This is a genomic window from Kitasatospora putterlickiae, from assembly GCF_039527695.1.
In the GTDB taxonomy this organism is placed as follows: domain Bacteria; phylum Actinomycetota; class Actinomycetes; order Streptomycetales; family Streptomycetaceae; genus Kitasatospora; species Kitasatospora putterlickiae.
In genome coordinates, this window is record NZ_BAAAKJ010000243.1 from 13961 (window position 1) to 27123 (window position 13163).

Genomic DNA, 13163 nt, shown 5'->3' on the forward strand with positions numbered 1-13163 from the left:
AACACCCCGCTGCCGCTGGTCGACGTCCGCGCCGCCGACGAGGCCGCGCCCCGGCCGCTGGACCGGGCCCCCGTCGACCGGCCCGCCGCCGGGATCCGCGTCCTCGACCTCACCCGGGTGATCGCCGGCCCCGTCGCCACCCGCACCCTCGCCCTGCTCGGCGCCGACGTGCTGCGCCTCGACCCGCCGCGCCTGCCCGAGGCCGACGACGCCCACGCCGACACCGGCTTCGGCAAGCGCTCCGCCCGCCTCGACCTCGCCGGGAGCGCCGACCGGGCCGTCTTCGAGGGCCTGCTCGCCACCGCCGACGTCGTCGTCACCGCCTACCGCCCCGGCGCGCTGGACGCCTACGGCCTGGCCCCGGACGCGCTGTTCGCCCGCCGGCCCGGCCTGGTCGTCGCCGAGCTGAACGCCTGGGGCTGGAGCGGCCCGTGGTCCGGGCGGCGCGGCTTCGACAGCCTGGTCCAGGCGGGCTGCGGCATCGCCGCGACCGAGGCCGGCGCCGACGGACGCCCCGGCGCGCTGCCCGCCCAGGCCCTCGACCACGGCACCGGCTACCTGATCGCGGCCGGCGTGCTGCGCTCGCTCACCGAGCAGCGCACCGGCCGCCCCGGCGGGCGCCACCTGCGCTACTCCCTGGCCGGCACCGCCTCCTGGCTGCTGCACGGCATCGCCCCCACCGCCGACCCGCACGTCCTGCCCAACAGCGAGCCCTACGACCCGGCCCGCTGGCTCACCGAGACCGACACGCCGTACGGCCGGCTGCGGCACGCGCTGCCGCCCGTCGGATACGCGGGCGCCCCGGCGGACTGGACCCGCCCGCCGGGGCGCTGGGGCACGGACGCGCCGCGCTGGCGCTGAGGAACGGCCGGTGCCCGCTCGGCTCAGACGCCGGACGGGATCCGCCTCGCGGTGCTCCGCACCTGGAAGGCCGTCGCGATCTCGATCAGCCCCAGGATCACCAGCCAGCAGCCGGCCAGCACCGTCAGCGCGGTGATCGAACCGGCCGGCCAGACCATCAGCAGCACACCGGCCAGCGTGTTCGCCACACCGGCGAACGCCTGCCAGCCCCGGGCCGGCATGGTCTCGTCCGAGATGGCGGCGGCCACCTGCGTGATGCCCCGGAACAGCCAGCCGATGCCGATCCAGATCGCGAGCAGCAGCACCGACTGCGCCGCGCTGCGGAAGCACAGCAGGCCGAGCAGCACGCAGATCGCGCCGCTGATGAACGCCAGCACCCGCATCGCGGTGGTGGCGTGCGTGCCGAACGAGGCGACCAGCTGCACGATGCCGATGACCAGCAGGTAGACGCCGAACAGCACGCCGACCACCAGCAGCGTCTCCTCGGGCCAGGCGAACACGACGATCCCGAGGCCGAGCGAGACGAGTCCGGCGACCAGCAGCACCTGCCAGGCGGCCTTGGCGAGCAGCCCGAGCGGGCCCCGGACCGGGGTGCCGTCGGGGGTGATGATCGGGGAGACCACGGTGGCGTCCTCCAGGGACTCGGGGCGGCGGGCGCTCCTCACGATGGCCGCGCCCGGCCTCGGCCGCCCGCCGGATACACCCGTTCGGGCGACCCCCCCAGACCCTCAGGGACTCCCCGGTCGTCCCCCTCGCCCGCGTTTCCCGGCCGGACGCCCAGGCGTCATGGACGGATCACCCGGCGCCCCTAGGATCCGCCGATATGACTTCTGAAGGGTGGGGGGCCGGTCCGGTCGAGCCGATCAGCCAGCACTACATCGTCTGCGGCGGCAACGCGCTCGCCCACCGCCTGGCCCACGAGCTCGTCGAGCACTACGACGTCCCGGTCGTCGTCCTCGTCCCGGACCGCCTCCGCGACCACGCGCCGCGGATCGAACAGCTGGAGGGCGTCGCCGCCGTCGTCGAGTACGGCAGCGTCACCGAGGAGGCGCTGCGCGCCGTCCGGGTGGAGGCCGCGCGCGGCATCGCCTTCGTCGACGGCACCGACCAGGAGAACATCCACGCCGCGCTCTCCGCGCAGGGCCGAAACCCCGGGATCCGCATCGTGCTACGGATGTTCAACCAGCGGCTCGGCGCCAACATCGAACGCCTGCTCAGCAACGGCACCGCGCTGTCCGGCTCCGCCACCGCCGCCCCCGCCTTCGCCGACGCCGCGCTGTCGCGCCCCAACTCCGTCCAGGTCGGCGACCGCTTCCTGCACATCGCCTACGACGACGACATCCGGTCCGACCGCCTGTGCGTCGTCGCCGACCGGATCGACCGCCAGGACCTCGGCCGGATCCGCCTGCTGCCCGACCAGGAGGGCGACGCCGCCTCCTTCATCCGGCTGGCCGGCGAGTTCGGCGACGACGGACCGATCCACTCCGGCGCCGAGGCCCGCCGCGCCGCGGGGACCGGGGCCGGTGCCCCGACCGGCGGCATCGCCGCCCTCCAGACCCTGCGCGGCGACCCCGCCGTCCGGATCCCCTGGTGGCGGCGGCTGCGCTGGCGGCTGCTCGACACCCTGCGCTTCTTCACCAGCGTCCGGCTGCGCGTGGTACTGATCACCGCCCTCGCCGCCGTGCTGCTCGCCTTCGGCCTGCTCTGGCACCTCAACGGGAACTTCGCCTGGACGCTCTACTCCGCGCTGCTCGACCTGGCCGGCGCCGCCCAGCCCGACCGGCCCGGCGACGCCGCCGGGGCGGGTACCGGCGGCAGCTGGCAGCGGGTCGCCCAGGTCGTGATCACCTTCTGCGGCATCACCTTCGCGCCGGTCGCCACCGCCATCGCCGTCGAGGTGCTCGCCTCCGGCCGGCGCGGCCAGCCCCGCAACCCGGGCGTCGGCACCCGTGACCACGTCGTCGTGGTCGGCCTCGGCAACGTCGGCACCCGGGTGGTCAGCCGACTGCACGGCCTCGGCGTCCCGGTGGTCGGCCTGGAGAGCGACCCGCAGGCCCGCGGCGTCTCCGCCGCCCGCGCGCTCGGCGTCCCGGTCGTCGTCGACGACGGCCCGCTCCACGAGCAGCTGCGCCGGGCCCGGCTCAAGCACAGCCGCGCGGTGGTCGCGGTCAGCGGCGACGACGCCACCAACCTGGAGGCGGCCCTGGAGGCGCGCGCCGTGCGGCCCGACGTCCGGGTGGTGCTGCGCCTGTTCGACGACAGCTTCGCGAGCCACGTCTACGCCACGCTCGACAACGCGGCCTCGCGCTCCACCTCCTACCTCGCCGCCCCGGCCTTCGCCGCCGCCCTGATGGGCCGCGAGGTGCTCGGCACGCTGTCGGTGTTCCGGCACGTGCTGCTGATCGCCGAACTCTCCGCCGAGCTGGGCAGCGGCCTGATCGGCCTCAACCGCCACGACCTGGAGGAGCGGGGCGGCGTCCGCGTCCTCGCCGTCCGCCTGGCCCGCAGCCCGCAGGTCTACCAGTGGCGGTACGCGGACCGCACCCGTGCGCTGGAGCCCGGCGACCGCGTCGTGGTGGCCGCCACCCGCAGCGGCCTGGCCCGGCTCAACACCACGCTGACGACCGGCGGATGATCCCCGGGCCCGGACCGGCGCGGGCGCGTGGGATACCACGGAAGGGCGTACTCCGCTTGTGAATGGACGGAAATGGTCATCGTCCGCCATTCTATGGATCGTCAAATTTTGTGAACATGACGCAATTTGACGCCGCCTGGCCGGGGGGTCGGGCGGTCCGACCCGCGGAGAGGCGGAGTACATGGCACTGGTCCCCGACATCGGGGCGACTCGTTCGGGCCGCTGGCGAAGGCTGCGGCGCGGGACGGCGGCGGCGGTGACGGCCATGGTGCTGGGCACCCTGGGCGCGGTCGTCCCGGCCGCGACCGGGCACGCGGCGCCCCCGGCGAAGCTCGTCTACATCGCCAACTCCGCCGAGAGCACGGTCACCGTCTACGACCCGGCGGCCAAGTCGGTGGTCGCCACGGTCCCGGTCGGCCGCCGTCCGCAGAACCTCGCCATGTCGCCGGACGGCTCGGAGGTGTACGTTCCCAACACCAACGGCGGGAACATCTCGGTGATCGACACCGTGACCAACACCGTCTCCGGCATGATCACGGTCGACCTCTCCCCCTTCGCGGTGGCCTTCTCGCCGGACGGCAAGTACGCCTACCTGGCCACCTACAGCGGCATCACCACGGTCTCCGTGATCGACACCGCCACCCGGACGATCGTCGCCCGGGTCCAGGGCGGCCGCCAGGTGGCCGCCCTGGCGGTGACCCCGGACGGCAGCCGGGTCTACACCGCGAACTTCGGGGCCGACTCGGTGTCGGTGATCGACACGGCCACCAACACGGTCGCCGCCACCATCACCCCGCCCCAGGGCTCCAGCAAGCCGAGCGGGGTGGCGATCACCCCCGACGGCAAGCTCGCGTTCGTCCCCTTCGCGATCACCGGCAACATCGGGGTCATCGACACCGCCGGCAACACGGTCGTGGCGACCGTCGGCGTCGGATCCCAGCCGCAGGACGTGGCCATCACTCCGGACGGTGCGTTCGCGTACGTCGTCAACGGCTCGTCCAACTCGGTGTCGATCCTGGACATCGCGACCCTCACCGTCGTCGCCACCGTGCCGGTCGGCACCCGGCCGATCTCGGCCTCGGTCGACGTGGACGGCTCCCGCGTCTACGTCGCCAACTTCGGCGACAACACGGTCTCGGTGATCGATACCGCGACCAACACCGTCACCGGCACCGTCCCCACCGGCGCGTCCCCGTACGGTTCGGCGGTCGGCAAGGTCGCCCAGCCGGCGGTCACCGGCATCAGCCCCGCCCACGGGCCGGTCGCCGGCGGCGGCACCGTCACCCTCACCGGCAAGTTCCTCACCGGCACCACGGCGGTCAGTTTCGGCGGAACCCCGGCGACCGACGTGAAGGTGGTCGACCGCACCACCGTCACCGCGACCGTCCCCGCGCACGCCGCCGGTGCCGTCGACGTCACCGCGACCGTCGCGGGCCGCGACCTCGCCGCCGGGACGTACACCTACGACGCTCCGGTGCCCACCGTGACCGCCGTCGCGCCCGATCACGGCCCGCTGGCCGGTGGCACGGTCGTCACCCTCACGGGCACCAACCTGACGGGGGCGACCGCGGTGGGCTTCGGCTCCACGGCGGCGACGTCGTTCACCGTCGACAGCGACACGCGGATCACCGCGACCGTCCCGGCCGCGAGCGCCCCCGGTGCCGCCGACGTCTCCGTCACCACCCCCGGTGGCACCGCCACCACCCGGTACACGTACGACGTTCCGGCTCCCGTGGTGTCCGCCGTCGCGCCCGATCACGGCCCGCTGGCGGGCGGCACGGTCGTCACCCTCACGGGCACCCACCTGACCGGGGCGACCGCCGTGGCGTTCGGCGCGACCCCGGCGACGTCGTTCACGGTGGACAGCGACACGCGGATCACCGCCACCGTCCCCGCCGGGACCGCGATCGGCGCCGTCGACGTCGCCGTGACCACTCCGGCCGGCACCGGCGCCGCCGGGAAGTACACCTACGAGGAGGGCTCGTACGTCTTCTCCAAGACCGCCGACCCCGCCTCGGGCGCGACGGTCAAGGCGGGTGACAAGGTCACCTACACCGTCACCGTCGCTCAGAAGGGCACGGGCGAGGTCAAGGGCGCGACCCTGACCGACGACCTGTCGAAGGTCCTCGACGACGCCGCCTACAACGGCGACGTCAAGGCCACCTCCGGCACCGCCGAGATCAAGGACGGCAAGCTCACCTGGACCGGCGACCTGCCGCAGGGCGGCACCGCGACGATCACCTACTCCGTGACCGTCAACGCCGACGGTGACAAGCAGCTGCGCAACACCGTCACCACCACGGACGCCAAGCGCGGCGCCTGCGACACCGCCAAGGCCTGCGCGACCGACCACACCGCCACGCCCGCGAGCACCCCCTCGCCCACCCCGACAACCACCCCCACCACCACCGCGACGCCCACGCCGACGACCACCGCCGGTGGCCAGACGCCCGCCACCCCCGGCCCCACCCCGTCGGCCCCCCAGGGCTCCTCGGACCCGGCCCCGGCCGCACCGGGGACCTCGCGCGCCCCGCAGGCACCGCGGGCCCCGCAGCGTCCGGCGGCTCCGGCCGCTCCGGCACCCGCGCGGTCCTCGGGCAGCCTCGCCGACACCGGCACCACCGTGCTCACCACGGCGCTGATCAGCGGCACCCTGCTGATCCTCGGCGGCGCGACCGTCGCCCTCACCCGCCGCCGTCGCCGGCAGGGCTGACGGAACCGACCCAACCAGTGGGGTGGTCGTGGCATCCGGCCGCGACCACCCCACTGCCCCTTGGACGGGAAATCGAACTGGCTAGAGTTCTCGCCATGGACGATCGCTCCGCATCGGGATTCGCGTCCGTCTCGCCGGAACTGCTCGGCATCGGTGGTGCGTGGATGCCCGTCACCACCGGCGAGTCGGGTGCCTTCGTCTTCCGCGCCGCCGACGCCGCCAGGTACGCCAAGTGCGTACCCGCCACCGGCGCGGCGGACCTGACGGCCGAGCGTGACCGGATCGCCTGGCTGGACGGCCAGGGCGTACCCGGCCCGCGCGTGCTCGACTGGCACGACGGTGACGCGGGCGCCTGCCTGGTCACCAGCGCCGTTCACGGCGTACCCGCCGACCAGGTGCCGCCCGAGGGGCTGCGGGACGCCTGGGACCGCATCGCGGACGCGGTCCGCCGGCTGCACGAAGTCCCCGCGCGGACCTGCCCGTTCAGCCGGAGCCTGGACGCCATGGTCGCCCAGGCGCGGGACGTGGTGGCCCGCGACGCCGTGAACCCGGAGTTCCTCCCGGACGAGCAGCGGCACACACCGCCCGCGGACCTGCTGGCGGCCCTCGCCCGAGAGGTCCCCCGACGACTGCTCCAGGAGGCCGAGGACACGGTCGTCTGCCACGGGGACCTCTGCCTGCCCAACATCGTGCTCGACCCCCGGACCCTGGACGTGTCCGGATTCGTCGACCTGGGCCGCCTCGGGCGGGCCGACCGGCACGCCGACCTGGCCCTGCTCCTGGCCAACGCCCGGGAGACCTGGACCGACGAGGCCCAGGCCCAGGCCGCGGACGCGGCGTTCGCCGACGGGTACGGCACCGCCCTGGACCATGACCGCCTACGCTTCTACCTCCACCTGGACCCGCTCACCTGGGGCTGATCCGGGCAGGCGGCTCGCTTGAGGAGACACTGTGCGGGACGGCTTTTCCGATGGGTTCTTCACGCGGCTGGCACGCGAGGCGCATCCGGTGGACCTGATGTGCCTCTATTTGCGACACGGCTCGGTCGAACGGATCCCTGGCCTGCTGGTCGATCGGGAGGCGCTGTCGTTCGAGCAGCTGAGCCGGCGTGTCCGTACGGAGAACCGCTCCAACCACGAAGACTCGGACCTGTTCTCGCTCCACGTCAAGAGGATGGTCCACGGGCGGCCGTACGGCCTGGAGTTCAGGATCCACTTCATCGCCGGTGAGCCGTACGCCGACGCGGTGATTCCGTTCGGCACCCCGATCGGCCTGCCCCGGTTCACGCACCACCTCCGGGGGCACTACGGATCCGGCGGAGCGTCGGGTGACTGGGACTTCGACGTGTACACCGACGTGCGTGATCTCCGGGAGAGCGTCCTGCTGTTCGGCAACCGGCGCGAGGTCTGGTTCCAGGCCGAGCGCGGCCGACTGGTGACCGGCCGTCTGCACGGCAACCGGTTCGGGCCGAGCGCCCAACTGCACGCGGGGAGTGTGATGTTCCCCGACCGTCTCGCCGCCGTCGACGGCGTCTCGGCCGAGGCGCGGGCCTACCGCCGCCATGTGGCCAGGCTGCGCGACCCCCTTCCCCTGCGTGCCGGCCGGCCCATCCATCCCGCGCACGGCGCCACGGCGAGGCCGCGCTCCAGGGCCCCGCTGGGGTGATTCGCCGGGCCGGACCCGGCGACACGTCAGGCGATCGCCTGATTCAGGTTGTTGTGAAAGCATCGGCTCGGATCCAGGAGGAATCATGAGGACAGCGGGACGCCGGGGCGGATCGCGGACGGCGCGGGGCGTGCGGGTCATCGCGCTCGCGCTGGCGGGCGCGGGTTTGGTGGGCGTGACCGCCCCGACGGCCGGCGCCCTCGGTACCGGGCCGCACCGGGGCGGCGTGGACGCCCGGGCGCTGGACGAGGCGCTGGAGGGCGTGATCGAGACCGGCGGGGCGTCCAGCTCCCTCGCCCGGGTGACCGAGTACGGGCGCACGGCGTGGAAGGGCGCGGAGGGCGTGGGCGACTTCTCGACCGGCGCCGAGCCCTCGGCGAACGGCCGGTTCCGGATCGCCAGCGTGACCAAGACCTTCGTGGCGACGGTCGTCCTCCAGTTGGTCGGCGAGGGGCGGTTCGGGCTGGACGACAGCGTGGAGAGCCTGCTGCCGGGAGCCGTCCCGGGCGGGGCCGCCATCACCGTGCGCCAGCTGCTCAACCACACCAGCGGGCTGTTCGACTACACCGACGACCCGGCCGTCCAGGTCGACACCGAGACCTGGCTCCGCGAGGGGCGCTGGCGGAGCTGGACGCCGCGGCAACTCCTCGCGCTGGCCAACGGCCACCCGCCGCACTTCCCGCCCGGCACGGGCTGGCGCTACGCGAACACCAACTACGTGCTGGCCGGGATGATCGTCGAGCGGGTCACCGGCCACGACTGGCGCCGGGAGGTGGAGCGCCGGATCATCGACCGGCTGGGGCTGACCGGGACCTCGCTGCCGGTCCACGCGACGGCGATCCGCGGCCCGCACGCGCACACCTACCTCGATCTGCCCGGCGGCCCGGTGGACGTCACCGAGATGGAGCCGAGCGAGATGGACGCGGCGGGCGTCGGCATCTCGACCAGCGCGGACCTCGCCGCCTTCCTCCGAGCCCTGCTCGGCGGAAGGCTGCTGCCCGCACCGCTGCTCGCCGAGATGCTGACGGTCGCCCCGGCGAGCGGCGCCGGCCAGTACGGCCTGGGGATCGGCCGGCTGACCACGCCGTGCGGCGAGGCCTGGGGCAACAACGGCAGCACCGGCCACGGGCACAACAGCGCCGTCTACGCCACCCTGGACGGCCGCCGGCTGGTGGCGCTCTCGACCAACGGCTACCGCGACACCGGCCAGGGCTGGAACACCACGCAGAAGCTGCTGGCGACCGCCTTCTGCGGCCGTCAGCCGGCCACCGCCGCCCCGACCGGCTGACCACCGGACCGGCCGGGCGGCGGCGGCCGACGCGTCAGCGGTGCTTGAACTCCGGCGGGCGCTTCTCGGCGAAGGCGGCCATGCCTTCCTTCTGGTCGGCGGTGGCGAAGGCGGCGTGGAAGAGGCGGCGTTCGAAGCGGACGCCCTCGGCGAGGGTGGTTTCGAAGGCCCGGTTGACGCTTTCCTTCATCATGATCGCGGCCGGGGTGGACATCGCGGCGACCTTCTCGGCGGTGGCGACGGCTTCGGCGAGCAGGTCGTCGGCGGGGACGATCCGGGAGACCAGGCCGGCCCGTTCGGCCTCCTCGGCGCCCATCATGCGGCCGGTCAGACACAGGTCCATCGCCTTCGCCTTGCCGACCGCGCGGGTGAGGCGCTGCGAGCCGCCGATGCCCGGGATCACGCCGAGCTTGATCTCCGGCTGCCCGAACTTGGCGGTGTCGGCGGCGAGCAGGATGTCGCAGAGCATCGCCAGCTCGCAGCCGCCGCCGAGGGCGAAGCCGGCGACGGCCGCGATGACGGGCTTGCGCAGCGCGCCCAGGCGGTCCCACGGGCCCAGCCAGTCGTCCAGGTAGACGTCGGGGAACCGGTTGTCCTGCATCTCCTTGATGTCGGCGCCCGCCGCGAAGGCCTTCGCCGAGCCGGTGATCACCAGAGCGCCGATCTCCGGGTCCCGGTCGAACGCGGTGGCGGCGGCCACGACCTCGTTCATCAGCCGGGTGTTGAGCGCGTTGAGCGCCTCCGGCCGGTTGAGCGTGATCAGGCCGACCCGGCCCTTGCGGTCCACCAGGATCGTCTCGTAGGTCTCGGTCATCGCCGTTGACTCCCATTCCGTTGTGCGCGCTGACGGACCCCAACGATCTCCGAACCGGCCCGCCTCGCGCCAGTCTCGATCCGCGAGACGGTCGTCACCCGAGCCGCAGGTCACCACCGCCCGGCGCCTCGAAAAACGCGGCCACCGTCCGCGCGTCGACCCCGGCGAGGGTGGCCGGGGACCAGTGCGGGTCGCGGTCCTTGTCGACGACCTGCGCGCGGATGCCCTCGACGAGGTCGTGGTGGGCGAGCGCGGCGCACGACACCCGGTACTCCTGCGTCAGGGACTCCTCCAACGAGCCGTGCGCCCGGGCGCGCCGCAGGGCGGCCAGGGTGACCTTCAGCATCGTCGGCGACCGCTCGGCCAGCTCCTCGGCGGCCTGCTTGGCCGCCGGGACACCGCTCGCCACCAGCCGCGCCACGATCTCCTCGACGGAGTCGGCCGCGAAGCAGGCGTCGATCCAGTGGCGCTGCCCGGCGAGCGGCGCGGCCGGGGCCGCCTCCGCGTACCGGGCCACCACGTCGTCGACCGGCGCGTCGGCGAGGCCGGCCAGCAGCTCCGGCAGCTTCGCCGACGGCACGAAGTGGTCCGCGAACCCGCACAGCAGCGCGTCCCCGGGCGTCATCGAGGCGGCCGTGAGCCCCAGGTGGGTGCCCAGCTCGCCGGGCGCGCGCGACAGCAGCCACGTCCCGCCGACGTCCGGGACCAGGCCGATCCGGGTCTCCGGCAGGGCCACCACCGAGCGTTCGGTGACGATCCGCACCGACCCGTGCGCGGAGACGCCGACGCCGCCGCCCATGGTGATGCCGTCCATCACCGCCACGTACGGCTTCGGGTAGCGGGCGATCAGCGCGTTCAGCCGGTACTCGTCACGGAGGAACGCGCGCGTCCCGGCCCCGCCCGTCCTGGCGTCGTCGTGGAACGCGCGGATGTCGCCGCCCGCGCACAGCCCGCGCTCCCCGGCACCGGTCAGCACCACCACCCGCACCGCGGCGTCCCCGGCCCACGCGTCCAGCGCCGCCCGGACGTCCAGGACCATGCCGTGCGTCAGCGAGTTCAGCGCCCTCGGCCGGTCGAGCACGATCCGCCCCACCCCGCCGTCCCGCGACGTCCGCACCTCGTCAGCCATCGTCCCCACTCCCGTTCGTCCTCGACCGGCGGTATTCCAAGAAGACTCCAAGACAAACACGAAGGGCGGCTCCGGCCGGTGACCGGGGCCGCCCTTCGTCCGGCGGGGGAAGGTGGTTCAGGGAGTCTCAGGGACTCAGGGACTCAGGGGACGATGCGGCCGGTGACCTCGCCGAAGCCGACGACGGCGCCGTCGGGGCCGGGGGCGGTGGCGGTGATGGTCACCTCGTCGTCGTTCTCCAGGAAGGCGCGGGTCGAGCCGTCGGGGAGCTTGAGCGGGTTCTCGCCGTTCCAGGTGAGCTCGATGAGCGCGCCTCGGGTGTCGGGCTCGGGGCCGCTGACGGTGCCGGAGGCGAAGAGGTCGCCGGTGCGCAGCGAGGCGCCGTTGGCCGTCATGTGGGCGAGCTGCTGGGCGGCCGTCCAGTACATCGAGGCGAACGGCGGGCGGGAGACGGTGTGGCCGTTGAGGCGGATCTCCATCGCGAGGTCCAGGCCCCACGGCTCGCCGGCGCGGTCGTCGAGGTAGGGGAGCGGTTCGACGTCGCGGGCCGGCGGGGTGATCCGGGCGTGCTCCAGGGCGTCGAGCGGCACGATCCACGGCGAGACGGAGGTGGCGAAGGACTTGCCGAGGAAGGGGCCGAGCGGCACGTACTCCCAGCCCTGGATGTCGCGCGCGGACCAGTCGTTGACCAGGCAGACGCCGAAGACGTGCTCGCGGAAGCCGTCCAGGGTGACGGGGGTGCCGAGCGCGGAGGGCGCGCCGACGACGAAGCCGACCTCGGCCTCGATGTCCAGCCGGCGGGTCGGGCCGTAGGACGGCGCGGCGTCCGCCGGCGCCTTGCGCTGGCCGTGCGGGCGGACCACCGGGGTGCCGGAGACCACGACGGTGCCGGAGCGGCCGTGGTAGCCGATCGGCAGGTGCTTCCAGTTGGGGGTGAGCGGCTCGGAGCCGGGGCGGAGGATCCGGCCCAGGTTGGTGGCGTGGTGCTCGGAGGCGTAGAAGTCGACGTAGTCGGCGACCTCGAACGGCAGGTGCAGCTCCACCTCGTCGAGCGGCAGCAGCAGCGGGGTGAGGGCGTCGCGGTGGGACTCCTCGGTCAGCCAGCGGGTGAGCGCGGCGCGCACCTCGGTCCACGCCGGACGGCCCGCGGCCAGCAGCGGGTTGAGCGAGTCGGCGTCGAGCAGGGCGGACGGCTCCCCGACGGCGCGGGCGGCGGCGCCGGCGTCCAGCACGAGGTCGCCGACGCGCACGCCGATCCGCCGCCGCCCCGGCCGGTCGCCGGCCGTGACCGTGAAGACGCCGTACGGCAGGTTGTGCACGCCGAACGGCGAGTCGTTCGCGGGGGCGAGCCAGCTGCGGGGGGTGGTCAACGGTCCTCCTGGGGCGTCGGGTCGGGCGACAGCAGGCCGAGGGCGGCCAGGTCGTCCAGGGGCTCGGCGATGCTACAGGTGCCGAACGCGGTGAACGAGTTGCGGATCACCGTGACCTGACGGTCGGTCAGCGATCGGACGGCCTTGGCGAGCACCTCGCCGGAGCGCTCGGCGAGCACCTCGGCGGCCGCGGCCGGCTCGGTCTCCTGGGCGGCCAGCAGGACGTTCAGGAAGCCGTGGTGCTCGAAGCCGGTCACCGGGTCGGTGTGCCGGACGGCGTGGTGCAGCCCGGCCGTGCACTTGTACGGCAGGCCGCGGCGCGCGCACCCGGTGAGGAGACCGGCCAGCTCCCGCTCGTCCGGGAAGGCGCCGGCGACGATCCCGCCGGTGCGGAACTTGGCCCGGTACGGGCTGTCGAGCAGCACGTCCAGGACCTCGTCCAGCCCGTCGCCGCGCAGGAGTTCGCGCGGCAGCTCGACGGCCGCGGGCACGCCCGGCGGCAGCAGAAGGTCGAGCGCGGCGACCGCCTCGCGGGCGTCCCTGGTGGCGAGCTCGACGCCCGCCACCTCGAACGGCGCGGCGGCGGACAGGGCCGGGCCGAGCTCGGCGCTGCCCCCCGGCAGCACGAGCCCGACCCGGAGGCGGTCGTCGGCCACCTGCGCGAGCGCGGGGTGCGGTTCACCACCTG

General features: G+C 74.2%; 11 protein-coding genes. 6 read left to right on the forward strand and 5 right to left on the reverse strand.

All coding sequences use genetic code 11. The features are described from left to right. A partial coding sequence (locus ABD308_RS24485; RefSeq protein WP_344338633.1) for a CoA transferase occupies positions 1–861 on the forward strand: 861 nt, incomplete at its 5' end. Between the two features lie 23 nt (positions 862–884). Here ABD308_RS24485 and ABD308_RS24490 read toward each other — a convergent pair. Beyond that, positions 885–1526, reverse strand: coding sequence for an HdeD family acid-resistance protein (locus ABD308_RS24490; RefSeq protein WP_344338635.1), 642 nt, complete (start codon positions 1524–1526; stop codon positions 885–887). Between the two features lie 158 nt (positions 1527–1684). Between ABD308_RS24490 and ABD308_RS24495 the strand changes: the two genes are divergently transcribed. The 5 genes from ABD308_RS24495 to ABD308_RS24515 all read left to right on the forward strand — a co-directional run bounded on the left by ABD308_RS24495 (position 1685) and on the right by ABD308_RS24515 (position 9162). Next, positions 1685–3496, forward strand: a complete 1812-nt coding sequence (locus tag ABD308_RS24495) for an NAD-binding protein (RefSeq protein ID WP_344338636.1) — start codon at positions 1685–1687, stop codon at positions 3494–3496. A 181-nt stretch (positions 3497–3677) separates the two neighbouring features. After that, on the forward strand, positions 3678–6209 hold the full coding sequence (locus tag ABD308_RS24500; RefSeq protein ID WP_344338639.1) for an IPT/TIG domain-containing protein: 2532 nt from the start codon (positions 3678–3680) through the stop codon (positions 6207–6209). 95 nt (positions 6210–6304) lie between these two features. Beyond that, a complete protein-coding gene (locus tag ABD308_RS24505) occupies positions 6305–7129 on the forward strand; it encodes an APH(3'') family aminoglycoside O-phosphotransferase (protein WP_344338642.1) in 825 nt (274 codons plus the stop codon). A 31-nt stretch (positions 7130–7160) separates the two neighbouring features. Next, positions 7161–7874 carry a hypothetical protein gene (locus ABD308_RS24510; protein WP_344338644.1) on the forward strand — a complete coding sequence of 238 codons (714 nt, stop codon included), beginning with the start codon at positions 7161–7163 and terminating at the stop codon, positions 7872–7874. Between the two features lie 85 nt (positions 7875–7959). Then, positions 7960–9162 (forward strand): serine hydrolase domain-containing protein, encoded by a 1203-nt coding sequence (locus ABD308_RS24515; RefSeq protein WP_344338645.1) that lies wholly within the window; start codon positions 7960–7962, stop codon positions 9160–9162. Between the two features lie 34 nt (positions 9163–9196). Here the strand turns inward: ABD308_RS24515 and ABD308_RS24520 are convergent, their stop codons facing one another. From ABD308_RS24520 to ABD308_RS24535, 4 genes are all read right to left on the reverse strand, one after another. After that, on the reverse strand, positions 9197–9976 hold the full coding sequence (locus ABD308_RS24520; protein ID WP_344338647.1) for an enoyl-CoA hydratase: 780 nt from the start codon (positions 9974–9976) through the stop codon (positions 9197–9199). 94 nt (positions 9977–10070) lie between these two features. Then, positions 10071–11105 (reverse strand): enoyl-CoA hydratase/isomerase family protein, encoded by a 1035-nt coding sequence (locus ABD308_RS24525; protein ID WP_344338649.1) that lies wholly within the window; start codon positions 11103–11105, stop codon positions 10071–10073. Positions 11106–11248: 143 nt separating this feature from the next. Then, on the reverse strand, positions 11249–12475 hold the full coding sequence (fahA, locus tag ABD308_RS24530; RefSeq protein WP_344338651.1) for a fumarylacetoacetase: 1227 nt from the start codon (positions 12473–12475) through the stop codon (positions 11249–11251). After that, on the reverse strand, positions 12472–13163 hold a 692-nt coding region (locus ABD308_RS24535), incomplete at its 5' end, for a hypothetical protein (RefSeq protein WP_344338653.1). The genes ABD308_RS24535 and fahA, both read right to left, overlap by 4 nt.

Coding starts and splice junctions, on each gene's coding strand:
- ABD308_RS24495 (WP_344338636.1), top strand. CDS start 1,685: ATGACTTCTGAAGGGTGGGGGGCCGGTCCGGTCGAGCCGATCAGCCAG.
- ABD308_RS24500 (WP_344338639.1), top strand. CDS start 3,678: ATGGCACTGGTCCCCGACATCGGGGCGACTCGTTCGGGCCGCTGGCGA.
- ABD308_RS24505 (WP_344338642.1), top strand. CDS start 6,305: ATGGACGATCGCTCCGCATCGGGATTCGCGTCCGTCTCGCCGGAACTG.
- ABD308_RS24515 (WP_344338645.1), top strand. CDS start 7,960: ATGAGGACAGCGGGACGCCGGGGCGGATCGCGGACGGCGCGGGGCGTG.
- ABD308_RS24520 (WP_344338647.1), bottom strand. CDS start 9,976: ATGACCGAGACCTACGAGACGATCCTGGTGGACCGCAAGGGCCGGGTC.
- ABD308_RS24525 (WP_344338649.1), bottom strand. CDS start 11,105: ATGGCTGACGAGGTGCGGACGTCGCGGGACGGCGGGGTGGGGCGGATC.